24 protein-coding genes and 1 riboswitch are annotated in these 26,216 nt (G+C 27.5%); of the genes, 21 read left to right on the forward strand and 3 right to left on the reverse strand.

The window, feature by feature from the left end; translation table 11 throughout:
- Positions 1-134 precede the first annotated feature (134 nt).
- The 3 genes from CP523_RS09305 to glmM all read left to right on the forward strand — a co-directional run bounded on the left by CP523_RS09305 (position 135) and on the right by glmM (position 2,841).
- A complete protein-coding gene (locus CP523_RS09305; protein ID WP_120140795.1) occupies positions 135-968 on the forward strand; it encodes an AIM24 family protein in 834 nt (277 codons plus the stop codon).
- Between the two features lie 93 nt (positions 969-1,061).
- Entirely contained in the window at positions 1,062-1,358 is a 297-nt protein-coding gene (locus CP523_RS09310) for a YerC/YecD family TrpR-related protein (RefSeq protein ID WP_120140796.1), read from the forward strand.
- 139 nt (positions 1,359-1,497) lie between these two features.
- Entirely contained in the window at positions 1,498-2,841 is a 1,344-nt protein-coding gene (glmM, locus tag CP523_RS09315; protein ID WP_120140797.1) for a phosphoglucosamine mutase, read from the forward strand.
- Positions 2,842-2,981: 140 nt separating this feature from the next.
- Positions 2,982-3,081: riboswitch (purine riboswitch) on the forward strand.
- Positions 3,082-3,288: 207 nt separating this feature from the next.
- On the opposite strand, the gene CP523_RS09320 is transcribed toward glmM, so the two are convergent.
- On the reverse strand, positions 3,289-4,311 hold the full coding sequence (locus tag CP523_RS09320) for an IS6 family transposase (protein ID WP_120140798.1): 1,023 nt from the start codon (positions 4,309-4,311) through the stop codon (positions 3,289-3,291).
- A 117-nt stretch (positions 4,312-4,428) separates the two neighbouring features.
- On the opposite strand from CP523_RS09320, the gene CP523_RS09325 reads away from it, so the two are divergent.
- On the forward strand, positions 4,429-5,016 hold the full coding sequence (locus CP523_RS09325; protein WP_265586025.1) for an amidohydrolase family protein: 588 nt from the start codon (positions 4,429-4,431) through the stop codon (positions 5,014-5,016).
- 49 nt (positions 5,017-5,065) lie between these two features.
- Here CP523_RS09325 and CP523_RS09330 read toward each other — a convergent pair whose 3' ends face one another.
- Positions 5,066-5,896, reverse strand: coding sequence for an AraC family transcriptional regulator (locus CP523_RS09330; protein WP_066678007.1), 831 nt, complete (start codon positions 5,894-5,896; stop codon positions 5,066-5,068).
- A gap of 410 nt (positions 5,897-6,306) precedes the next feature.
- On the opposite strand from CP523_RS09330, the gene CP523_RS09335 reads away from it, so the two are divergent.
- The 15 genes from CP523_RS09335 (at position 6,307) to CP523_RS09400 (ending at position 22,893) form a co-directional block, all read left to right on the forward strand.
- Positions 6,307-7,743, forward strand: a complete 1,437-nt coding sequence (locus tag CP523_RS09335; RefSeq protein ID WP_391489240.1) for an amino acid permease — start codon at positions 6,307-6,309, stop codon at positions 7,741-7,743.
- 26 nt (positions 7,744-7,769) lie between these two features.
- A complete protein-coding gene (gene ebgA / locus CP523_RS09340) occupies positions 7,770-10,853 on the forward strand; it encodes a beta-galactosidase subunit alpha (protein ID WP_066678011.1) in 3,084 nt (1,027 codons plus the stop codon).
- A 401-nt stretch (positions 10,854-11,254) separates the two neighbouring features.
- Positions 11,255-11,437 carry a hypothetical protein gene (locus tag CP523_RS09345; protein ID WP_128499340.1) on the forward strand — a complete coding sequence of 61 codons (183 nt, stop codon included), beginning with the start codon at positions 11,255-11,257 and terminating at the stop codon, positions 11,435-11,437.
- 227 nt (positions 11,438-11,664) lie between these two features.
- Positions 11,665-12,084, forward strand: a complete 420-nt coding sequence (locus CP523_RS09350; RefSeq protein ID WP_066678014.1) for a hypothetical protein — start codon at positions 11,665-11,667, stop codon at positions 12,082-12,084.
- A gap of 217 nt (positions 12,085-12,301) precedes the next feature.
- Positions 12,302-12,967: an ABC transporter ATP-binding protein gene (locus CP523_RS09355; RefSeq protein WP_066678053.1), complete on the forward strand. Its 666-nt coding sequence runs from the start codon at positions 12,302-12,304 to the stop codon at positions 12,965-12,967.
- 12 nt (positions 12,968-12,979) lie between these two features.
- Positions 12,980-13,915 (forward strand): COG1361 family protein, encoded by a 936-nt coding sequence (locus tag CP523_RS09360; protein WP_066678016.1) that lies wholly within the window; start codon positions 12,980-12,982, stop codon positions 13,913-13,915.
- Between the two features lie 2 nt (positions 13,916-13,917).
- The gene (locus tag CP523_RS09365; protein ID WP_120140800.1) at positions 13,918-15,213 is read left to right on the forward strand and encodes an ABC transporter permease; all 1,296 of its coding nucleotides are present in this window, start codon (positions 13,918-13,920) and stop codon (positions 15,211-15,213) included.
- A 135-nt stretch (positions 15,214-15,348) separates the two neighbouring features.
- Positions 15,349-15,813 carry a hypothetical protein gene (locus tag CP523_RS09370; protein WP_066678020.1) on the forward strand — a complete coding sequence of 155 codons (465 nt, stop codon included), beginning with the start codon at positions 15,349-15,351 and terminating at the stop codon, positions 15,811-15,813.
- 102 nt (positions 15,814-15,915) lie between these two features.
- On the forward strand, positions 15,916-16,161 hold the full coding sequence (locus CP523_RS09375) for a GIY-YIG nuclease family protein (protein ID WP_120140801.1): 246 nt from the start codon (positions 15,916-15,918) through the stop codon (positions 16,159-16,161).
- A 68-nt stretch (positions 16,162-16,229) separates the two neighbouring features.
- Complete coding sequence (locus CP523_RS09380) at positions 16,230-16,775, forward strand: DUF5105 domain-containing protein (RefSeq protein ID WP_120140802.1); 546 nt, start codon at positions 16,230-16,232, stop codon at positions 16,773-16,775.
- Positions 16,756-16,920, forward strand: coding sequence for a DUF1540 domain-containing protein (locus CP523_RS09385; RefSeq protein WP_120140803.1), 165 nt, complete (start codon positions 16,756-16,758; stop codon positions 16,918-16,920). Before CP523_RS09380 ends, CP523_RS09385 begins: the two co-directional genes overlap by 20 nt.
- 580 nt (positions 16,921-17,500) lie before the next feature.
- Positions 17,501-19,327 (forward strand): glutamine--fructose-6-phosphate transaminase (isomerizing), encoded by a 1,827-nt coding sequence (glmS, locus tag CP523_RS09390; protein WP_120140804.1) that lies wholly within the window; start codon positions 17,501-17,503, stop codon positions 19,325-19,327.
- Positions 19,328-19,362: 35 nt separating this feature from the next.
- Positions 19,363-19,524 carry a hypothetical protein gene (locus CP523_RS16000; RefSeq protein ID WP_162925973.1) on the forward strand — a complete coding sequence of 54 codons (162 nt, stop codon included), beginning with the start codon at positions 19,363-19,365 and terminating at the stop codon, positions 19,522-19,524.
- Positions 19,525-19,749: 225 nt separating this feature from the next.
- Positions 19,750-22,125: a sensor histidine kinase gene (locus tag CP523_RS09395; RefSeq protein WP_120140805.1), complete on the forward strand. Its 2,376-nt coding sequence runs from the start codon at positions 19,750-19,752 to the stop codon at positions 22,123-22,125.
- A gap of 111 nt (positions 22,126-22,236) precedes the next feature.
- Positions 22,237-22,893, forward strand: a complete 657-nt coding sequence (locus CP523_RS09400) for a Bax inhibitor-1 family protein (protein ID WP_066678032.1) — start codon at positions 22,237-22,239, stop codon at positions 22,891-22,893.
- A 79-nt stretch (positions 22,894-22,972) separates the two neighbouring features.
- Here the strand turns inward: CP523_RS09400 and CP523_RS09405 are convergent, their stop codons facing one another.
- A complete protein-coding gene (locus CP523_RS09405) occupies positions 22,973-23,710 on the reverse strand; it encodes an NAD-dependent protein deacylase (RefSeq protein WP_066678033.1) in 738 nt (245 codons plus the stop codon).
- Between the two features lie 147 nt (positions 23,711-23,857).
- On the opposite strand from CP523_RS09405, the gene CP523_RS09410 reads away from it, so the two are divergent.
- Complete coding sequence (locus CP523_RS09410; RefSeq protein ID WP_066678037.1) at positions 23,858-24,217, forward strand: hypothetical protein; 360 nt, start codon at positions 23,858-23,860, stop codon at positions 24,215-24,217.
- Positions 24,218-24,672: 455 nt separating this feature from the next.
- Entirely contained in the window at positions 24,673-26,196 is a 1,524-nt protein-coding gene (locus CP523_RS09415; protein ID WP_120140806.1) for a hypothetical protein, read from the forward strand.
- Positions 26,197-26,216: the final 20 nt, after the last annotated feature.

Genomic DNA, 26,216 nt, shown 5'->3' on the forward strand with positions numbered 1-26,216 from the left:
GATAATGTAGTCAATTTTGTAGTTTTAAAAATATTTATATTGACTTAGGCATTATATCTTATTGATATAATGCCTTTATTTTGCTTAAAAAATATGTATTATGGTAAAATAATGAATAAAGGAGGGACTGATTTATGAGAACTTCGATGAATATAAGCAATAAGTTAGCAATGATATCTGAAATGAGAAATGACACAATATTTCAAGTTTTAGAATATGATGATTTAGAAGGAGCAAGCAATTTAAATACAGCAATTCAATTAGATTTTATGAGAAAGTCTAATATAAAACTAAGGCAGGTAAGGATTATACTTGATGAAAGCGCGGTAAAGCTTGAAGCAGGGGCTCTTAGTTACATGAAGGGAGATATAGAAATAATTAATAAAACTGGCGGAATTATAGGATTAGGTAAAAAGTTTTTTGCAAGTAAAGTTACTAATGAATCTGCCTTTAAACCTTTATTTCAGGGAAAAGGTGAAATATTTTTGGAGCCAAGTTTTGCACATTATGCACTTATAGAATTAGAAGATGAAGAAATTATTGTTGATGATGGATTATTCTATGCATGTGAAGAAAGTATAGAAGTTGGAGTAGCTATGCAAAAAAATGCTTCATCAATAGTATTTGGAAATGAAGGTATTTATCAAACAAAATTAAAAGGTAGCGGCATTGTTTTATTAGAAATACCAGTGCCAGAGAAAGAAATTTTAAGGTGTAAAATGTATAGAGATACTTTAAAGGTAGATGGAAATTTTGCATTGCTTAGAAGTGCAAATATAGAGTTCACTGTTGAAAAGTCAGGAACAACTTTAATAGGAACAGCATTAAATGGTGAGGGGTTATTAAACGTATATAGAGGTACTGGTGAAGTATGGTTAGCACCAACAAAGTCAGTATATAATGATTTAGAAGATAAGGGTCTAAAAGAACTTACAGTTTCATCTAAAAATAGAGATACTAACATATAAAATATTAAGTTTGCTTTATTATAATGCAGTTGTAAATTAACAAACATATAGTTATAATTAATCTTGCAAAGTAGTAATTAAGAGGTGATTTGCATGAATGGATTAGAAAGTAAGCTTAAAAATGATGAGTTAGATCTATTTTTTAAAGCTGTATTAAAGCTTGAAAATATAGATGAATGTTATAAGTTTTTTGAAGATGTTGCTACTATAAATGAATTAAAAGCTTTATCCCAAAGAATAAATGTAGCAAATATGCTAAGAAAAAAGATGGTTTATACTGAAATTGCTGAAGATACTGGTGCAAGCACTGCAACTATAAGTAGAGTTAATAAATGTTTAAACTATGGAACGGGTGGATATAATTTAGCGCTAGACAGGTTAGAAAAATAATATATTAGTTATTTTAAATATATTGTGCGTGATAATTAGTGCTTAATTGATATTAGTTGTTAATTTAAATAAAAAAATGTATACTATGAATGTTAGATATTATAATTAATAAACCGATGGAAAAAGTGAGGTAAAAAATATGGGTAGAATGTTTGGGACAGATGGAGTAAGAGGAATAGCTAATTTAGAGTTAACAGCAGATTTAGCATATAGTTTAGGAAGAGCTGGTGCATACGTTTTAACTGAAGGCACTCATAAGCCCAAAATATTAGTTGGTAAAGACACAAGAATATCTGGAGATATGTTAGAAGCAGCTTTAGTAGCTGGTATATTATCAGTAGGAGCAGAAGCTGTTATTTTAGGAGTAGTTCCAACACCTGCAGTAGCACACCTAACAAGAGAATATGGAGCCGATGCAGGTATAATGATTTCTGCATCACATAACCCTGTTGAATATAATGGAATTAAATTTTTTGATAATAAAGGATATAAATTACCAGATGAATTAGAAGATGAAATTCAAAGGGTAATTGAAAGTGGATTTGAAGGAGTTCCAAGCCCTGTAGGACATGATTTAGGAAAATCTACAGTAGAAGTAGGTGCTCTTGATGAATATATGGATTATGCAATGTCAACAATAGCAGTAGATTTAAAGGGATTAAAAATAGCTTTAGATTGTGCTAATGGAGCTTGCTATAAGGCAGCAGTTAAATCATTTAGAGAATTAGGTGCTGAAGTATATGTAATTAATGATAATCCAGATGGAACAAATATAAATGAAAATTGTGGGTCAACACATCCAGAAGAATTAATGGATTATGTTGTAAGAAAAAAATGTGATTTAGGATTCGCTTTTGATGGGGATGCTGATAGATGCTTAGCAGTAGATGAAAAGGGAAATCTTATAAATGGAGATTTTATATTAACTTTATGTGCCAAGTATTTAAAGGATTTAGGTCAATTAAAAGACGATACTTTAGTAGTTACAGTTATGAGCAATTTAGGATTAGATATTGCTTGTAAAAAAGAAGAAATTAACCTTATTAAAACAAAGGTTGGAGACAGATATGTATTAGAAGAAATGATTAAGGATGGATATGTTTTAGGAGGAGAGCAGTCAGGACATATTATATTCTTAAATTATAATTCAACTGGTGATGGTCTTGTTACAGCACTTCAAGTTTCAGCAATTAAGAAAAAGAGTGGAAAGACTTTAAGTGAACTAGCTGGAATAATGAAAGAATTACCACAAGTTTTGGTTAATGCTAAAGTCCCAAATGATAAGAAAAATATATACTTAGAAGATTTAGAGATTATTGAAGCTATTAAAAAAATAGAAGAAACTTTAAATGGAGTTGGAAGAGTATTAATAAGACCTTCAGGTACAGAACCTCTAGTAAGAGTTATGTTAGAAGGGGAAAATCAAGAAGAGATAGATAAGATGGCGCATAGTTTAGCCGATTTAATATTAAGTAAAATATAATTTATAGTTTATAATTTAAAAGCTGTACTATTTTGAGCTAGTATAGCTTTTATTATTTTTTAAATATATTTATTTTAGTAAATAGAATTGTAATAGAGAAAACTAAAAAAGATTCTATCGGAAATTTAGATGGTACTTATATAATTTGGTGGATTAAACTTTGTATAACTCCAATGATACAGTTTGGAGGTTTCTATCAGGAACCGATAATTCCTGATCACAAAGAAGGCACTTTTGTGTTTTCTTTGTAATCAGGAATTTTATTATATAAGAATTTAAATAATGTACATATAAAGAATCTGTTAAGTTGATATGAAAAAATAGCTTGATTTTTCATAGAATTACTTGCTCTTTGAAAATTATATAAGTTTGAATGTTTTATTGTATGGCAAATAAGCCTACAATAGCATTGATTTTTTGCAGGTTAATCAAAGGTATTAAATTTAATTAAGATGCTGAAAACCAAGAGTTTTTAGCAAAGCTATCGCTGGCGAAGCCGGCAACTTCTGCTAGAGTACAGTTATTTAATGATCCATGTGGTCTAATAAAGTTATAGTGAAAGATAAATAAATATATAAGGTTATTAGCTTTCTGAAAAGAGTTGAATCCTTTCTTGCTTTTATACCAGGCTTTAAATGTTTTATTAAATGATTCAATTAAATTATTATTTGTATCACTAGACATTGGAGCTACAGGAATATGAGTTGTATTGGGCAATAGCGTAGCCACAGCTTCATTATATGAAGGTAATCTATCAGTTATAAAATTAGCTGGCTCACCAAATTTTTTAGCTTCATTTACCAATGTGTATGCTGAATCAGAACTTCTAGATTTAGTTAAATGAAATGCTAAAATAAATCTAGTTTCTGAATCAATAGCTAACCAAAGGTAGTATCTTTCACCATTAATAAATATTACTGTTTCATCAGAGTGCCAATCGTCAGATTGTAAGTTTAAACTAGCTTTAAATTTATCAGCTTTCTGTTTAAAGAAAGGTGCAAATTTATTAGTCCAACTTGCTATAGTAACATGGGATACCTTAATACCAGCGTTAATCATCAAGAATTGAGAAATGGCTCTTGTTGATGAATTATTTAAAAAATATAGTGTTAATGCAGTTAGTATTACATGTAGCGGAAAACGCATTCCTTTCATTGAAAGGGAACCACTAACTAATTCACTAGAAGCTGTATCAATATTGGTGGTGTGATGTTTTACTATTATGTGATTACACTTCTTGTTATTGCACTTATAGCGATTGTAATGTTTATATGCATGATGTAAGTAAGTTCCCTTACCGCATCTAGGACATTTAGGATTATTTAGTTTAGGACGTCCGTCACCGTCGACTAGGACGAATTGACGCTTACACTGCTTACATTGATACTTTTGTTTAGCCTGCTTATTCATACCAAACTTATATAGTTTATCAGAATTACAGCGTGGGCATTTTATATTAGTTTTGCTCATTGTTCTTCTCTCCTTTTCGAAGGGGGTATTATTTAGTTTTGCAAACCTATTGTATTTCCTTGGGTTGAGAAGAGCAATGTTCATATAACTTAACAGATCGCATATAAAGGTACTGTAATATTATCATGTATGAGAACTATGCCAGCAAGTAGAGTATTTGAAGTAATAGAAGCTGGAAGAAAATTTTTAGGAAAAGGTGTAGTTACAGTTGATTTATATGCTTCAGAAGAAGCTGGATTTTGTGAAAGATTTGTGGAACCTATATCACTAGCAAGAGAATATGGATATAGGGTAACTATTCATGCAGGAGAGACTGGAATAGGAAAAAATGTTTTAGATGCAATTGAGCTTTTAGGGGCTGAAAGAATTGGACATGGAGTATTTATAAAGGACTGTGAAGAGGCTTATAATATGGTTAAAGAAAAGGATATTGTACTTGAAATGTGTCCAACCAGTAATGTGCAGACAAAAGCTGTTAATGGTTTTAATTCTCATCTAATATATAATTTTCATAAAGATGGAATAAAAGTAACAGTTAATACTGATAATAGAACAGTTTCTAATACAAATATGACTAATGAGTTTAACATTGTAAGAGATGAATTTAAAATAAATAATGAAGATTATAGAAAAATGTATTATAACAGCGTAGATGCAAGCTTTGCAGATTCAAGGACAAAGAAAAAACTTAAAGAATATATCTAATAAAAAAGAAGGGAATCTCCCTTCTTTTTTATTAGATATATTACTAAAGTTAAGGTTTCTTTATAAACATTTTTCTATATTCCATAGGGGATATATCTTTATATTTGCTAAATATTTTAGAAAAATATGAAGGGCTATTAAATCCGACTAGATAGCCAATCTCACTAATTGAATAACTACTTTTTCTTAATAACTCACAGGCTTTATTAAGTCTATAGTTTATAAAATATTGTTGAGGACTCATATTCATATGCTTTTTAAATAGTTTAAATAGATGACTTCTATTAATATTTATATTAGAAGCAATATCAGATATAGATATATTTTTATTATAATTATTGTGTATATCATTAATAAAAAGTGTTATGTAATTTGCAGCAGAAGTGATAGAGATATTGCTATTTTTATCATTTTTAATTATTAATTTATTTAAAAATAAATAAAGATTTCCTAAAGCTTGAAAGTCTTGACCATTATTGCAACTATCTAATATATTTTTGAAGCAGTTTTCTATAAAATCATCTTCAGTATAATTAAATATAAATTTAGAAGAATTAAATCCACAAAGGTTTAAAAGTCTAGAAGCTTCAGTACCGTTAATGCCAATCCAACGATAAGACCATGGATTATCTGGAATAGGATAATAATTATTATCTGTATGAGGTGGAATTAAAAATCCATCTCCTTTTTTTAATTTATATACTTGATTATTCATGAAAAATAAGCCTTCACCAGACAAAATATAATGTATTAAATAATAATCTATTTGCTCATATTGATAAGGATCACGAGGTTTACATTGTTCATAACCACATTCATATATAAATAATTCTTTACTTGGTCTTTTATCAGTAGAAAAAATATCAAAAATATTTTTCATTTTAAAACCTCACTTTCTATTATTATCTAATGGATTCAATAATATGTTTTTAATGTATTAATTTTCAGACAAATGCAACATAAGTACAAAACATAACAACATTAATGTATTGTTACATTTACAATATCATATTAGAATTAAGTCATCAAGTTAAATGTTTACATAAGTTATAGGCTGATTTAATTATAAAACAATGTATTTTTTATGGTGTAAATAGTATTTAAAAGTATTATTTAGGCGAAAAAATATATTTTTCCATTAAGTAAATTAAATGGCAAATAAAAAAGTTAATTAAAAAATAAGTACATATATATTAGATTACATATAGCTTTGTAAACAAAAGTACAATTGATGAAAGGCGGAGATTTGTTGTGAGTAATAAAAGAGGCATTCTAAGTTCAAAGGCATTAATGTTAATGACATTTACAGCTGTATTCTCATTTGGAAATATCATTGATAGTAGTGTAAATATTGGATTAGCAACTGTACCTTCATATTTATTTGGTACAATATTTTATTTTTTTCCATTTGCTTTAATGATAGGAGAATTTGCATCAGCAAATGAAGATTCAGAATCAGGAATTAATAGTTGGATTAAAACATCATTAGGTTCAAAATGGGCGTTTTTAGGATCATGGTCATACTTTTTTGTAAACTTATTCTTTTTCACGTCACTACTACCAAAAACATTGATTTATGCATCATATACATTTGTAGGTAAAAATGTATTTGAAGGTAAAACAGTATTAATCTCAATAATATCAATAATACTATTTTGGGGAGTAACAATAATATCAACCAAAGGTGTGGGTTGGATTTCAAAGGTAACAAGCTTATCTGGAGTAGCTAGGATGATATTAGGAATTGGATTTATAGTGTTATCTTTTGGAGTTATATTTGTTTTAGGAAAAGCACCAGCTCAAGAGTTTAATGTACAATCAATGACTCCTAAATTTGATTGGAAATACTTTATGGTTTTAGCATGGGTATTACAAGCTGTAGGAGGAGCAGAAAGTATAGGTGTTTATATAAAGGATGTTAAAGGTGGAAATAAAGCATTTATAAGAACAATGTTATTTTCTACTGTGTTAATTGGAGCTTTATATGCATTAGGTGGAGTAGCGGTAGGTATAGTTGTACCATCTAATATATTACAAGGTAATTTTTCTAATGGATTATTTGATTCATTTGCTTTATTAGGATCTTATTATGGAATTGGAAATATAATAACTAATATTGTTGGATTCATAATGTTACTTGCTAGTTTAGGATCATTAGTATTATGGACAGCAGCACCAGTTAAAGTTTTATTTTCAGAAATACCTGAAGGTATATTTGGAAAATGGGTTGCTAAAACAGATGATCAAGGAAATCCAATTAATGCACTTTATCTTCAAGCTATTATAGTAACAATACTTTTAATAATACCAGCATTAGGAATAGGATCAGTAGATTCATTATTAGAAATATTAATAAATATGACAGCATCTACATCATTAATACCAGTATTATTTTTCTTAGTAGGATATATTGTATTAAGAGCTAAAAAGGAATATGTAGTGGAAAGAAGTTTTAAGATAGGTTCTAGAAAATTGGGAATAGCAATAGGAGTATTATTACTAGGATTATTCTCATTTGTATTTGTTATATCATCAATACCAACACCTTCAGATATAATGGCATATTTAAATGGAACTTTAGCAGAAGGGGCTGCAAATCCAATATTTGTACTTTTGTATAACATACTTGGGTTAATAGTATTCTTAGGATTTGCGCTAATATGTTGGCATAGATATGAAAATAAAGTTGGAAAAGATGTAGCAAACGGAAATTTAGTACTTGAATAGACGGAAATTAGAAGGGAGATTTTATTATGAAGCTTTGGGAAAATATTAATATAGACGGTGTAAATAGATTAGAAGGGAGAGCTCATTTTATGAGTTTCCCTAATGAAGAATTAGCATCAATAGGAGAAAATAAATATAGACATAAATTTAAAAATCTAAATGGAATGTGGAAGTTCTTATTTTTAGATGCTCCAGAATATTCACCAACTGGTTTTTATGAAAATGCTTTTAATACAGAAAGTTGGGATAATATAGAAGTACCAGGTAATTGGCAATTACAGGGTTATGGAAAAATGCATTATTCAGATTTATGGTATAACTTTCCTATAAATCCTCCATATGTTCCAACAGAAAATCCTACAGGAATATATAGAAGGACTTTTACAATAGATAATAGTTGGGAAGGAAAAAGAATAATATTAAAATTTAATGGTGTTGATTCGGCATTTAATTTATGGATAAATGGTCAAGAAGTTGGATATAGTAAGGGAGCTAGAATTCAATCAGAATTTGATATTACTAATTATGTAAATATTGGAGAAAATCAATGCACAGTTAGAGTTTATCAATGGTCTGATGGAACATATTTAGAAGACCAAGATATGTGGTGGTTAAGTGGTATATTTAGAGATGTAGAGCTATATGCAGAACCTATAGATGGAGTTAATGATATTAAGATAATTACTGATTTAGATAAAGATTATAATGATGGTGAATTAAATGTAGAATTAGATTTAAAAACCTCAAATGCACAAAAGGTTATTTTCAAATTACTAGATATTAATGATATAGAAATATTTAATGAAGCAATAGATGTTACATCAACTAAGGTTTCTTTAATAAAACATGTTAAATCACCATTAAAATGGAGTGCAGAAGAACCCAATCTATATAAACTATATATAACTGTAATAAAAGATAATGAAGTTATAGAAGTTATTCCACAAAATATTGGATTTAGAAAGATTGAGTTAGCTGGAGAAGTATTTTTAGTAAATGGAGTAGCTATAAAATTTAAGGGTGTAAATAGACATGATTATAATCCTAAAAATGGTAGAGTAGTGGCTGAAGAAGAAATAAAAAAAGATATTATTTTAATGAAGCAACATAATATAAATTCAATAAGAACAGCTCATTATCCAAATTCATATTATTTATATGACTTATGTGATAAGTATGGTATGTATTTAATAGATGAAACAGATTTAGAGTGTCATGGATTTGAATTAACAGGAAATTATAAGTGGATAGCAGATGATCCAGCATGGGAGTTAGCCCATGTATCAAGAGTGAGAAGAATGATTCAAAGAGATAAAAACCATCCCTCTATATTAATGTGGTCATTAGGAAATGAATCATCATTTGGATGTAATTTTAAAGCAATGGCGAAGGAATGTAAGGAATTAGATCCAACTAGACTTGTACATTATGAAGGAGATTTTAATGTACCTGAATCAGAGGGGCCTGTTTCAGAAGTTTATAGCACAATGTATACATGGCTTGAGCATAAAGAAAAATTATTAATGGAAAAAATTATTAAGGATATTAAAAAACCACATATACTTTGTGAATATTGTCATGCTATGGGAAATGGTCCAGGGAATCTTAAAGAGTATCAAGATTTATTTTATAAATATGATAAGCTACAAGGTGGATTTGTATGGGAATGGTTTGATCATGGTATAGAAGCTAAGGGCGAAAATGGAGAAAAGTACTACAAGTATGGTGGAGATTTTGGTGATGATCCAAGTAATATGAATTTCTGTATTGATGGATTAATTATGCCAGATAGAACTGTATCACCTGGATTATTAGAATATAAAAAGGTTATAGAGCCAGTTACAACTGAAGCTGTTAGTTTAGAAAAGGGAATATTTAAATTAATTAATAGGTATGATTTTAAGAACCTAAATACTTTAGAATTAATTTATAACATTGAAGAAGATGGAAAAGTAATTAGAAGTGGAAGAATAGAGTTACCTTCAATAGCTGGAAGGGAAACAAAAGAAATTACTCTACCATATAGATTAGATTTTCCTATAGCCAAAGGTGCAGATTATTATGTAAACTTCTCTTATGTACTGAAAGAAGATTGTAAATGGGCAAAGGCTGGTTATGAATTAGCAACAGCACAGTTTAAATTACCTATAGAAAGTGGAAAGATAGAAGTAGTTCCAGTAGGAGATTTAGTTGTAGAAAAAAATGAATATAAATTAATAGCCAAGGGAAATAACTTTAATGTTACATTTGACTTAGTAAAAGGTAACATAATAGAAATTATTAAAGATGGAGTAAGAATAGTTGAAGAAGGGCCAAGATTAAACTTTTGGAGGGCTCCAATAGATAATGATATGTACATTGTAGAAGATTACTATAAGAAATATTTTATGCATTTAATGCATGAAGTTGTTCAAGATGTAAGCTATGAAGTAAAAGGGAATATGCTTTATTTAAAAGTTAACGTTATAAATGGTACTACAAATTCATCATGGCATTATAAATCAACATATGAATATAGAATATTTAGTAGTGGAGATATACTATTTAATGTAGAAGGGATACCAGCAGGATATATTCATAATGCTCCTGAGATGTTACCAAGAATAGGAGTTAAGCTTAAAGTTAATAAGGATTGTTACCAAGTAAAATGGAAAGGAAGAGGTCCAGGAGAATCTTATGCAGATTCAAAAGAAAGAAATCTATTTGGTGTATTTGAAAAGACTGTGGATGAATTATTTACAAATTATGTAACACCACAAGAAAATGGAAATAGATCAGATTGTAAATGGACCAGATTAATTAATGATAGAGGATTAGGACTAATGGCTGTAGCTAATGAAAAATTTGATTTCAGTGCATCATACTATGAAGATAGAGATTTAGAATTAGCTAAGCATACTATAGATCTAAATAAGAGAGATTATATAGTTTTGAATATTGATTATAAGCAAAATGGAATTGGAACTAATTCATGTGGGCAAAACCAATTAGATAAGTACAGATGTAAGTTTGAAAAATTCAAACTTGGATTTAAATTATCAGTATATAATAATAAGGAAGTTTCAGATATAGCTTTATCAAGGGAAAGTTTAGTTATAAAGAATAATTAGTTTCTATTAAAATCTATAGATTATTTATAATTAAATATAGATAGTTACTATGAATATATGACAATAAATAAGACATTTCGCAAGCTTTATTTTGTGAGATGTCTTATTTTATTCAATACTTTTATAAAAGTTATTATTGAAATGTAGATTATATATAAAATAATTATTATAAAAATATTTAACATTAATATTTTGTAAAATATTAAATTATTTATTGAATTTATTTCAGAGATTACTGTAATATGTTATTTAAAGAAAACATTAACATAATAAATATATATCTAAAGGTTATATTTATGTAAGGGGTAAAATAAAAATGAGAGTTGTAAATTCAAAGGGAAAAGAACATAAATATAATAGATGCAAAAAAGTTATGTATTAATGAAATAAGAAAAACTAGATTGTTGAAAAATAAAGAAAATGGATATTGGATATTAGAGTTAAATGAAGAATCTATTGAGCATGCATTAACAGGAACTCTAGAAATAGAAAAAGAAGCTAAACTGTGTATGGTATCTGATGGATTTTCACAGTATTATGACACATTAAAAATAGCTAGAGATAGTAAGAGTTTATTGATATAGCTTCTAAAAGTAATCTAGAAGAAATGGTAAAAAAACTAAGAAATATTCAAGAAAAAGATAGTTTGTGCAATACTTATCCAAGATTTAAAAAAGGGGATGACTCAACAATAGTTTATTTAGAAATAAAAATATGAAAATATAACTATTTTGTAACTATAACTATTACAAAGATATGCTATAATTACTTTAATATTTTTTGAAATTTATAAATTTAGGAGGATAATTAAATGTTTTTAAATGAATTAAATAGAGAATTAGGAATTGCATATATAAATTTACTTATAGAATTTGCTTTAGTAGATGATAAAGTAGAACAAAAGGAAAGAGAGCTAATTGAGAGATCATTAAAGGAAATGAATTTAGAAAAGCTTGAATTAAATAAAATAAATAGAGAAGAAATAATAGAAATTATTAAAAATGCAGGAGAAAGAGTTGTTAATATAGTATTCTTTGAATTAACAAGAGTTGCTTTAGCAGATGCAGAATATGAAATGGATGAAGTTGATTTTATAGATGAGCTAGCTAAAGAATTTAATATTTCAAGAGCAAAAAGATTCCAAATGGCTAATTATTTCTTTAAACATTCAGAGTATGATGAAATTAATGAAGATTTAGCTAAAAAAGAAGCAGAGGCTTTCTTAAATTAATATATAATAAGAGCTTATGAATTTAAATTCATGGGCTTTTATTATATCCATAATGTAGAATTACTTAATATATTTAAGGGCAAATAAGGTGTTATTATTAAATTATTAACAAATAATGTTTTTATATTACAGAAAAGTTACAAATAAGAATAAGTATTAATATTAAATAATAACTTGTGGTAGAATTAACTGGTGAGGGGGTGAATAGGTGAGTGAAATTGTTAGTTGTAGTAATGTAAGAAAAATTTTTAATGTGGGAGATTTACAAACAGAGATACTTAAGGGAATTACCTTAAGTATTAATGAGGGTGAATTTGTTGCAGTTGTAGGAGAATCAGGATCAGGAAAATCTACTTTTCTAAATATACTAGGTGGATTAATGTCAGCAGATAAAGGTGAAATTAATATAAATGGTGTAAAAGTAGACAAGCTAAATGAAAATCAATTAGCTTTATTTAGAAGAGATAACATGGGGTTTATATTTCAATCATATAATTTAATGCCACAATTATCAGCTCTTGAAAACGTTGAAATGCCGTTAATATTTTCTGGAGTTTGTAAAATTGAGAGAATTAAAAGAGCTAAAGAGATGCTTGAGAGAGTTGGTTTAAAAGATAGGATCAATCATAAACCAAGCGAATTATCAGGGGGACAACAACAAAGAGTTTCTATAGCAAGGGCCTTAATTAATAATCCAAAACTAATTTTAGCAGATGAGCCAACAGGAAATTTAGATAGTAAAACAAGTATTGAAATATTAGATTTATTAAAAGGACTTAACAAAAAATATAATATGACATTTGTAGTGGTAACTCACTCACATGTGGTTTATGAATATGCAAATAAAATAATTAAAATGGAAGATGGTTTATTATGTGAATAGGGGGATAAAGCAATGAATAAAAAGATGGCTATAATATTGACAATGACTACGATTTTAACAATGACAAGTGGATTAACAACAAATAAAATTTTTGCATCAGAACTAAAAACAGAAAATAGCAAACTAATAGAAGGACAAGAAGGACAAAATGGTAGTGGAGGAGGCCAAGCACCTGTATTGCCAACTAATAATGTTCAATCTAAAAAGGTTATAATAACAAAGGTTACTCCAAGTAAATCTGTAATCTCACCAGGGGAAGAATTTTCACTAACATATAGAATAGAAAATATAAGTGGTGGTAAAATAGATGGATTATCATTAAAGTTAGTAGGAGTAGAAGGTAAATCAGGTCTTGATGGATTTACTGCAGTTGGAACAACAAATGAAATATATGTAGGAAGTATAGCTTACAATGATGTGAAAGAAGTGACTATTAAATTAGTTAGCGATCCAGCATTAAAAACAGGTGCCTATAATTTTGTAACAAGTGTTATGTATAGCCAATATGGTTCAGAACAAGAAGAGATAACTAAGCTTTCAGGAATTGTGCTAAGATCTGTGCCAGAAATTGCAATAAATGGTGTGGAAACCTTTGCAAATCAAGGAGGAAGTAATTTAACTGGAACCTTAGCAAATGATAGTAAAGTTAAGGTTAAAAATGTATTAGTAAAAGCAAAAATAGGTGATAATACATATAATTATTCAGCAGGTAATATAGAGGCTGAAGGAGAAGCTATGTTTGAAATATCTATAAAACCAGTAGAAGTTGATACACAAGGTGAAGTAGAAGTAACGTATGAAGATGTTAGTGGTAATAAATACACATCAAAAGGAAATTTTATGGTTAAGCCTATGATAACAGAGGGAACAGAGGATGCAAATAGTAATGTTAAAAAGAGTGGAACTATAATGAGTTTCTTAAAGAAATTATTTAGAGTTGGTATATAACTATGAAGTTTAGCGATTTAGTTCAAATAATATGGAAGAATATGTGGAAAAGGCGAACTAGAACCATATTTACCATGAGTGGAGTAGTTATAGGATGCCTTGCCGTATTCATAATAAGTTCTATAACAAATGGATTCCAAAAATATTTAACAGATGAAATGGAAAGTATGATGGATACATCAGTTATAACTTTAACTCCATATTGGGGGGCAGAAGAAGGTAAGGATAAAAAGGAAGGGGCTTCTAAAAAAACAAAATTAGATAATAAATCTGTTGAAGAGCTTGAAAAACTATATTTTATAACAGAAGTAATGCCTAAGAAGTATACTAATGTAAGTACTAAGTTAAAAAAAACAGAAGGATTTGCAAGAGTTTTAGCTACAGATTTTATAACAAATAAAGAAGAGGACTTATTATTTGGAAGATATCCTAGAAAGGGAAGTAAAGAGATAGTTTTAGGATATGAAACTGCAAAGGAGCTTCTAGGATATACATGGGAAGAAAAGGTTAAAGATGAGGATGAATATAATTCATTAATAGGAAAAAGTGTGAAAATGGGTATCAATTTGGGATATGATGAAGATGGAAAACTTATTGATGGTAAAAAATTTAGTGCTAAAATAGTTGGAGTCTTAAGCAATGGCAAAATGGAATATAATTATTTAATACAAGCACCAATTAAGTTTGTAGATAGTATTATAAAATCTAATGTTAATCTTCCAAAAGAAGAAATAGACAAGATGTTAAATACATACGAAGAAATTGGAGTTAAAGTAGATGATAAAAGTAAGTTAGAGGAATATGAAGAAACTTTAAAATCTATGGGATATTCTACTAGATCTCTTATAGATTTTGAAAAACAGAGTAAATCTATGCTTTTAGGGGTAACTTTAGTACTTGGAACACTAGCAGGAATTTCTTTATTAGTTGCAGCACTTGGAATAACTAATACTATGGACATGGCAATATATGAGAGAAATAAAGAAATAGGAGTAATTAAAGTTATTGGAGGAAGTCTAAATGATGTCAGAAAGATATTTGTTGGAGAAGCTTGTGCGATATCTTTCACCGGTGGATCTATAGCGATAGTATTAGGATTAATAGTAGATTTAATAATTAATAATGTTGGGAAGTCAATGACTCAATCAATTATGGGACAACCTATTTCGTCAATAGCTATACCTAGTATAGGATTAATTATAGGAATATTAACCTTTAGTTTATTTATAGGTTTTATAGCTGGAATATTACCAGCAAATAAGGCTGCAAAAACTAATGTAATAACAGCAATTAGATAATAGTATAAGAGGAGATATAGATTGTTATGATTTATATTTCCTTTTATTTTTATTATACAGAAAGATTTAGTATAAAAAATTATTGATATGGGAAAATAGTTTTATAATAAAGCTTATTTAAGGAGTGAATAGATTATGAAGAAATTTGCAATAATGACATTAATACTTACAATAATTTCAGGAGCGGTGGGATGCACAAATAAAAAAGTTGAACAGCCATCTATAGATAAAAATCAACCACAATCAAGTGATCAATCATCTCCTCAACAAAATACATCTAAAAATGATAGTAACTCTATAGAAAAAGCTGTAGAGGAAAATAAAGATAATATAAAAGATTTATATGAAGATTTAAGAGAAGAGTTAATAAAACAAAAAAATAATTTTGATAAAGAACATTGGGAAGAATTTTCAACAGAATTTAATAATGAAAAAGAAAAGATTAAAAATGTAGTAAAGGATAATTATTTAAATGAAGCTGTAAGACATTTAGATGAGTTATATACAGAATATGACACGGCGATAAAAGAGCAGAAAGATATTAATTTAGAAAGAATAGAATCAGTAAAAAATAAACTTGAAGAAATAATTAATAAATAGGAATTTTAAACAAGGATTAGATAAAGTATCTAGTCCTTTTTGTTTTTTTATTGATTAGAGTATATAATAAAACTATTATATTACATATATTAGGAGATTATAATGAATTACGTTTATATATTAAAGTGTGCAGATAATACTTTGTATACTGGATGGACAAACAATTTAGAAAAAAGATTAAAAACCCATTCATTAGGAAAGGGTGCTAAATATACTAGGTGTAGATTGCCTATAGAGCTTGTATATTACGAGACTTTTGATGATAAAATTTTAGCCATGAAAAGAGAATATGAAATAAAGCAATTAAAACGAGAAGAAAAATTAAATATAATAAAAGGAAATAAATAGTTTTAGATGGTTGAAATTTACAATAAAATTGGATAAAATTGTAAATATAGACTGGGGGAATAACTATTATGAAGATGAAGAAGGGAACATTAATTTTAAGTTTTTTTATACTTATTCTAACTTTAGTTGGATGTAAAGAAGAAGTGCATATGGATTCTAAGGAAACTGTAACATTTTTTATAGATTCATTATGCTCAGGTGACTTTAAATCTGTAGATAAAGTATTAAAGTATCCTAAGTATAATAAATTAATAACTAAAGATGAAAAATTAAAGGAAATGTATAGTGTTCTATTTGCTAAATGTAAAGTAGAGATTTTAGATATAGCTGAAAACGGAAATTTAGCAACTGTAAATGCAAAAGTTAATTCTGTAGATTTAAGTAAAGTGGAAAAATATATAACAGCAAATACGAGAAAAATATTACAGGATAACAATATAGAAACAACAGGAAATAAAGCAGATGATGCATTGCTTAAAGAAACTATAAAAAGAATAAAAGATTCTTCAACTGGGTTTAAAGAGACTAAGGTAAATATATATTTAGAAAAGGAAAACAATCAGTGGATAGTTACAGATGAGGGTGAATTAATAAATGCTATGGAAGGTAATTAAATGTGAAGCTACTAATTGTATTCATAATAATAATTGTCAATGTGAAGCAGAATCAGTAGATGTAGCTGGAGTGTCTGCATGTACATCTGAACAAACAGAGTGTAGTAGTTTCTGCTGCAGAATAAAAAATGTTATCTTTTTATAAAAAGATAGCATTTTTTAGTTATTATAAAAAGATTTATAATAAAAGATTAATGAAAAATCTGTATATTGGTATAGACATCTACATGTATAGTTGTTAATAATAGAAAACAGGAGAAAATAGAAGTATTATAAATTTAATTTGTTTAAATAAGAAAATTTAAGTAAAAATGCTTGATTTTAATCTAAAAAGTGATAAAATAAGTGTATCTTTTGATAGTAGATGCATAAAATATAGTATCAATTGAAAAATTATAAGCGCCAGAACTTAAGTAAGTTGGTTTAGTCAAATCATAGATTAAGCTTTCAAAAGGAAAGTTAGCATAGCTAAGTAAGTTCGCTTAGCCAAATCATAGATTTGGAAGCTCACTTAAGTTGACGAGGTTGGGGAGTATCGAAACTTCGGCGGGTGCCCCACGGTATCGCACTACCGTTAACGGTTAATAAAACTATGAAGTGATTTGTAGCACAATATTAACTTGGTGTAAAAACCTTCAACAGAAGATTTAATATTTAATAAAGATATTTTATTTTTGTTGATTAAATATATTAAAAACATTTAGAAAAAGGAAGGAAGAATTTTTATGTGCGGAATAGTTGGATTTTTAGGAAGTAGACAAGCATCTCCTATATTAGTAGAGGGATTATCAAAACTTGAATATAGAGGATATGACTCAGCAGGAGTTGCTATTTTACAAGATGAGGAAATAAAGGTTAGAAAGTTTAAAGGTCGTCTTAAGAATTTAGAAGAAAATTTAAAGGACAAGCCAATAAATGGATATATAGGTATAGGACATACTAGGTGGGCTACTCATGGAGAACCTTCGGATGTAAACTCACATCCTCATAGCAATGGTGAGGCTACGATAAGTGTAGTTCATAATGGAATAATAGAAAATTATATTAAATTAAGAGAATGGTTAACTTCAAAAGGATATGAATTTCAATCAGAAACAGATACAGAAGTTATACCTAATTTAATTGATTATTATTATAAGGGTGATTTATTTGAAGCTGTTACAAAAGCTACAGCTAAAATGGAAGGAAGTTATGCTATAGGAGTTATATGCAAAAACGAACCAGATAAACTTATAGCAGTTAGAAAAGATAGTCCATTAATAGTTGGAATAGGGGAAAATGAATACTTTATAGCTTCAGATATTCCAGCAGTACTTGGATATACAAGAGATGTTTATCTTTTAGAGGATAAAGAATTTGTGGTATTAACTAATAATGGAGTAGAGCTTAAAACTGAAGATGGAGAGAAGATAGAAAAAGAAGTCTACCATGTAACTTGGAATGTTGATGCAGCAGAAAAAGGTGGTTATGAAGACTTTATGCTTAAAGAAATTCATGAACAACCAAAAGCTATAAAAGATACACTTTCATCAAGAATTTCTAATGATCATAAAGTATCATTAGAAAATATAGAAATTACAAAGGCAGAATTAGAATCATTTGATAGAATATTTATTGTTGCTTGCGGAACAGCATATCATGCTGGTTTATTAGGAAAAGTGGCAATAGAAAGATTAGCTAAAATTCCAGTTGAAGTTGATATAGCTTCAGAATTTAGATATAGAGATCCATTAATAACAGAAAAATCATTACTAATAGTTGTAAGTCAATCAGGTGAGACAGCAGATACACTTGCCGTTTTAAGAGATGCTAAGAGAACAGGGGCAAAAGTATTAGCAATAACAAATGTGGTAGGAAGTTCAGTTTCAAGAGAAGCAGATCATGTTTTATATACATGGGCTGGTCCAGAAATCGCAGTTGCATCTACAAAAGCTTATGAAACTCAACTTATAGCAATGTATATAGTGGCAATGTATTTTGGTGAAACTAAAGGAGTTTTATCAGGAGAAATGTCTAAAGAGTTAAAAGGTGAGTTATTAAGTTTACCGGATAAAGTAGAAGAAATTTTAAAACAAAAAGAAGACTTACAAAAATTTGCTTCAAAGAATTATATGGATAAGGATTTATTCTTCTTAGGAAGAGGTGTTGACTATGCAGTTGCACTAGAAGGTTCGTTAAAATTAAAAGAAATATCATATATTCATTCAGAAGCATATGCAGGAGGAGAATTAAAACACGGTCCTATAGCATTAATAGAGCAGGGAACTCCAGTTATTGCATTACTAACAGAAGACAAGCTAAAGGATAAAATGATAAGTAATATAAGAGAAGTTATTACAAGAGGAGCAAGGGTTTTAGCAATAGCTAATGAAGGAGATAAAGAAGCAGAACAAATAGCAGAAGATGTAATATATATACCAAAAACAAACTCATTACTATCTCCAGTATTATCAGTAGTACCTTTACAATTAATATCTTATTATATGGCAAAACAAAAAGGGTGCGATGTTGATAAGCCACGTAATCTTGCAAAATCAGTAACTGTAGAATAGTAATTATATAAAAATATATTAATGGGGTGTAAAATATGAAAGATGAATTAATGAGACTATTAGAAGAGTATAAAGAAACAGAATTTGCTATGGAAAAATATATGGATTTATTAAATGAAAAAGATTATGCACAAGGTAAATTGGATTTTGTTAAGGTTATAATATCTGATTTAGAAAAGCTTGTTAAAGAAATTTAGTTATTATGGTATAAAGATTAAACATTTATTTGAGTGTTTAATCTTTTTTTTATTTTAAATTAAATAAATTTTAAGATAAAACAGAATTAAAAAATATTCAGAAAAATATATGCCAATAAGCTATTTTAAACAATAAAAATGATATAATTATATATATATGTTTATAAAATTACATTGATATAAGGCTATTTTAGATTGAATTTGTATAAAAATGAGGGGGATGCTATGACTTTTACTTTATCAGAAAAAAAGGAAAATAAAAAATTGAAAAATATAATTAAAATTTTGTTATTAACAATACTATTTGTTACTATAGCTTTAATTATTAATTTTTTCTTTACTAAGGGAATTAGAGTAGCTAAAGTAGCATTTCTAAATGATATAGGAGTTATAAATTACACATTAGCTATTATATCAATGGCCACTTGCTGGCTGTATTATTATATTCATAAAAAAACTATATTTTTTATAATTACATTAATATATTTCAGCTTTGGTATAGAGTATATTTATTTAAGCTTAATATTAAACAATGAAGAAGATGGTTTATTAAGATTTGTTCCATTAATGGTATTAACATATCTGTTTAGAAGTATATTGATATTATTTACTATATTACAAAAAAATAAGATAGTTAATAAGCTATGCGAAAATAAAATGTTATCAATAGTAATTACAAGTATAATTACTATAATTTTAATAATGTTTGAAACAAATTATATTAAAATAAATTTAATTGATAGAAATTCTAAATTTGTGATAATAATGTCTATAGTTATGATTTTGTATCATTTTTGCATTTTAACTGTTTTAGCAATGCGAAGTATTAAAGAGGTAGAATTTATATATACTATAATAATAGCTAGCATAAGTTTTTTTACAGTTAAAAGAATATATAGTCTAGGGAATTGGAATGGAAGAGATTTATATATAGATAAAGTTTCTAAAATCCTTACGTTTTGGGGATTCTCAATTCTTTTATTGGGAGTTTTTATAGAAATAATAAGAAAAGTAAGAGAAAATGAACTGTTAAAGCAAGAACTTAAAGTTTTTTATGATTTAACGGAATATAATCAACATAATAATGTTGTTATGTTTAATGAAAAAAGTGAATTAGTTTATGCAAATGAACGAGTAAGGAATGCAAATTGTAATTTTTCAAGTATTGTTAAAAATAAAGGCAGTTATTTAGAAAATATAAAAATAAATAGAATTTCTAAAAATCAATATGAAAACATAGTAAAACAGCTTAAAATAGGGGGATTTTATAAGGGAATAGTATTTGATTGTGACAGTAAGGCGTTAAAATTGGACGTACAAAAAATTCATATTAATAAAGATAAGAAAGTTTTTGTAGCTACGTATAGAGATATAACTAAAGATTATAAAACAAATGAGAAATTGAAAATAAATGAAAGCAAACTTAAAAGTATAACTGAAAATATAAAAGATTTAATATTTACTATAGACGCAACAGGTAATATAACATATGTAAATAATGCTGTTATAGATATGCTAGGATATGAGAAAGAGGAGATTCTAAATAATAAGCATTCTATGATTTTAGATTTGGAAAGTATAAATAAAATGAATTTTATATCTGAAAGTTATAAAAATAATCCATATAAAGAGCATAAATTAAAATGTAAAAATGGAAGAGAAATATATGTAGAATCTATAGTAAATAAGGTTGCAAACAATAATGATGAAATAAGAGCTTATGTCATTGTGGCAAGAGATTTAACTTATAGAAATGAACTTGAAGCTTTAAAAATTAAATACAAAGAGAATAAAGAGTATGAACGAATAAGAAATGAATTTTTTGCTAATCTTTCACATGAGGTTAGAACGCCTATTAACATTATATATTCATGTTTACAATTACTAAATGGACAAAAGGTTAAGGGGAATGAGGCGTTATCAGAGTATTATAATAAATATGAAACTACAATGAGGCAAAATTGTTTCAGAATGTTAAGACTTGTAAATAATTTAATAGATATTACTAAGATAGATTCAGGTTTTGTTAAAATGAATTTTGAGAATTATAACATAGTAAGTTTAGTGGAGGATATTACCTTATCCGTAGTTCCTTATGTTGAGTTTAAGAAAATTAATATAATGTTTGATACAGAGTATGAAGAATTATATATAAAATGTGATCCAGATAAAATAGAGAGGGTTATTTTAAATTTAATCTCTAATGCAGTAAAATTTACTGAGAAAAATGGAAATATATTAGTATATATTTCAGCTGATGAAAAGTTTGTAAAAATAAGGGTTAAAGACGATGGAATAGGAATTCCTTATGAAGTAAGGGGATTTATTTTTGAAAGGTTTGTACAAAATGATAAGTCCTTAAATAGAGGTACAGAAGGAAGTGGAATAGGTCTTGCTCTTGTTAAATCATTAGTAGAACTTCATAATGGTAAAGTGTACTTAGAGGATACAAAGGAAAAGGGAAGTGAATTTGTAGTAGAGTTACCCAATATACAAATTGATGTACTAGGAGAAGAAGAAAAAGAGATAATATCTAATGATAAAAAACCAATTGCGGAAAGGATATCGATAGAATTTTCTGATATATATGATATTGTTTAGAATAATTTTTAAAAATAAACAAAAGTTAATAGAAATTTTTAAAACTGTTAAATAAATTTAAAAAAATGGACAGTATACTAATAAGTAAAATAGTTTATTTAGGAGGCTATTATGAGTTATCAAAGTGTAGCAAAGAAAAACTATCTAGCAATATTAAGTACATTTTTTATAGCGTTAGTATTTTTAGGTATAGGTTCATTTATAGGTGTAAAGTTTATACCCCCATCTGTAAGAAGTTTTATGAATATGGCTTTTTTTATAGTTGTTTTATTTTCATTATTTTCTAAAAAAGGTGGATTTATTAGAAGTAAAAAAAGTATGTATATATATGCTTTGGTTTTAGGGATATTAACAGGTTCAACTTATATATATTATTTTAATACATTAGGAGCTGGAACATTTATTTCTATTGTTTTAGGAGTAGTTCTTATTTTTGGAATGGCTTATATAGTAGCATCAAGAGCAAATGAAGGTGATTTATTTAAATTAGGACCAATAATATTTGGGGGAATTATAATTTTATTAATATTAGAATTTATAAACATATTTTTATTTAAGTTTGGAACTTTTGATATTATACTTTCATCTGTAGGAATAATAATTTACTCTATGTATTCAATAATAATAATGAAATCAGTACAAGTAAGGTGTAGATATGGAGTATTATCAGAAATAGAAGTAGTAAGTCTTGCATACTCAATATTTATAAGTTTCTTGAATTTATTATTAGATATATTAAGATTAGTATCAATATTAAAAGACGAATAATAAAAAAATTGTTAATTTAAATATGTAAAAAGGTATCCTACAGAATATAAAACAATCTATTCTGTAGGATACTTTTATTTTAGATATTATTTATAGCAGTAGTTAATACTTTGCCAATTGAATCATTAATAACTAAATTAGCTTTACTATCAGCAGAGGTTGAACTTTTATTTATTAGGATAAGGTTTTTACCTCTAAAGTAATTTATAAGTCCAGCGGCAGGATAAACAACAAGAGAAGTTCCTCCAATAATTAGAGTATCGGCTTTAGATATAGCATCAATGGAAGCTGTAATAACATCATCATCTAATCCTTCTTCATATAGAACAACATCAGGTTTAACAGTTCCACCACATTTAGTACAAGTAGGAATTTCTTTAGATTCTAATACAAAGTTAGAATCATAAAAGGCATGGCATTGAGTACAGTAGTTTCTGTGAACAGATCCATGAAGTTCAAATACATTTTTACTACCTGCCATTTGATGAAGTCCATCTATGTTTTGCGTTATAACAGCTTTTAATTTCCCCATTTCTTCAAGCTTAGCTAAAGTAAAATGGGTTCCGTTAGGTTTAGCAGTTGGATATATAAGTTTAGATTTATAAAAGTTAAAAAACTCTTTTGGATATCGTATATAGAAACTATGAGATACTAATTGTTCAGGAGTAAATTTAGTATTTAACTTTTCATTAAATAAGCCATTGGAACTTCTAAAATCGGGTATACCACTTTCACAACTACAACCAGCACCACCAAAGAATACTATGTTGTTACTTTCTTTTAATATTCTTGATAATTCTTCTATTTTATTATTCATGAAATCATCTCCATATATATTATATATTTTTATTATTGCATAAAGGCATAAGAAATAAAACACTTCAAATTTAAAGAAAACTAGATTATTAATATGGAACCATTATTCTATATATGAATATCATAGTAATTAAAAGGAGGTGCTTATATGTCTTTAGAAGTAGTTGGCTGTTATAGAGATTTAAATTCAATGAAGGAAGAATGTAAGGAGTATTCATCTTATCATGCTGTTTTAACAATGAATGATGGAAGTACATTAGATGGAATTATTGAAGGATTAGCTGATGATGACATTATAATGTTAGTTGGTGAAGATGTGATAATTGGAGGAAATGGAGATAATATGACTCGCCAACAACCTATGGGATTTAATAGACCTAACAGGTTTAGACGTTTTAGAAGAAGAAGATTTCCTATAAATAGAATAAATAGATTAGAATTATTAAGATATCCTTATATTCTTCCACTTTATCCATATCCTTATCCATATCCATATTATCCTTATTAATTTAGTTTTTTATGCTTTGTACAATGATTTTCATATAGATATAGAAGAGAAGTAATGAGATTTTAAGATTAAATATAGAATAGTAATTCTATTTATTTTTTTGAGTAATATTAAGTAAAATAGCTAAATTTTAGAGGAAATTAGACTTAGAATAATCTAAAGTTAAATAGTATAATTATAAAAACATTGGGGGTTGGCTATTATGATGAAAGAAATAATTAATACTAAGCAAGAACAGAAGAAAAGTAATCTAATTAAAAATCTTATTAATAAGGAAAAAAACAATAGAAAATATACTGATAATAAAAAGGTATAAATATAAAGATCAGATAACAAATAAAGTTATCTGGTCTTTTTTATTAACATATATTTATAACGAAACATATATTAAGTAATATAGAATTAAATTTAAAAAATATAATCCATTTAAACTAAAGAAAAGGAGAGTAGATTTTATGGGGGATTATAAAAAATTAACACCTACAAATGGTTTTGATTTCAAAGATCTTCTTAATGCAAGACAAAATAATTATGCTTGGTCTATGGGAGAATTAGGTGAATATATTTATGTTGGTACTGGAAGAAATATAGTAGTATCTATAATTAAGGCAATGGCTACAAATTTTGGAGTAGATCCTAATGATATTAATTTTCCTATATCAATAAAACCAAACTCAGAAGATAATTTAGGAGAAATATGGAGATATAAAAAAGATGGCTCTTTACCATGGAAAAGAGTATTTAAAGCAGAAACAGGATCAGGAATTCAAGGATTTAGGTTTATGATATCAAATAGACCTTTTGGGGGAAACCCTTGTTTATATGCAGCAGCTTTTGGAGATGAAATAAAAATATTAAAAACTACAAATGGAGTGGATTGGGAATATGTTAATAATGAAGGTCTAGAAGGAACTTCGTCAAGAGCAATGGTTATTCACAGAAGAAAAGTTTATGTAGCAACAATAAATGAATTTAATTTAGATGAAACTCCATTATTATATGCTAGTAGAGAGCCGGAATTTTATTCTTGGGAATCAGTTATAGGTAGTGGTGCTAATAATCCAAAAGGTGCGATAACCAATATGGAAGTTTTCAATAATAGGGTTTATGTTGCTACTTCAAGTGAAGATGGAGTCCAAGTTTGGAGATCAAGAAATAGAGATCCAAAACCTAATGAATGGGTTTGTATAGTTGATAAAGGATTTGGAGATGCAGCTAATACTTTCACATTGAGTATAGGTGTATTTGGACAACATTTATATGTAAGTGCATCAAAATTATTACCATTATCATGGATTATACCTTTTGGTTGTGACATTATACGAATAGATAAAAGAGATAACTGGAGATTAGTTGTAGGTGGTCCAGCATTAATTAAGACAAATCCTATTGGGCATAGAGGTAAGAGTTTATCAGGATTAGGATCAGGATTTGATAATCCATTTAATGTATATGCTTGGCAAATACAGGAGTATAAAGGGAAATTATTAGTAAGTACTTTTGATAGTGCAACTAATGTAGAACTTATACTAGATCTAATTTTAGCTAATCGAGATTTATTAGAAGCAGAACTAGGGATAGTAATTGTAGAAGCATTAATAAGAATATTTGAATTGGCAGTAAGGATTTTAAATGAAAAGAATTATCCATTTGGATTTAATTTGTATGTATCTGATGATGGAATTCATTTTGATTTAGCAATAAGAAAGGGACTTTGTAATAGATATAATTATGGTGGAAGAATATTATATGTAGATAAGTGTAATGACTTATATATTGGAACAGCTAATCCTTATCAAGGGTGTGAGGTATGGAGAACAGATAATGTATTACCTTGTTATCCTTGTTATAGTAATCAATTGTATAGTAGTGATCCAGGAGAGATATATAATGAGATATACGCTGAAGCAGAAGAGGATTTAGCTAAAGTGCAGGAAAAAATGCCAGAAGTTATTGAGATTCTAAAAAATATAAAATAATAATGTGGGCTGTTAACTTA

Origin of the sequence: Clostridium septicum (assembly GCF_003606265.1) — a bacterium.
Taxonomy (GTDB): domain Bacteria; phylum Bacillota; class Clostridia; order Clostridiales; family Clostridiaceae; genus Clostridium; species Clostridium septicum.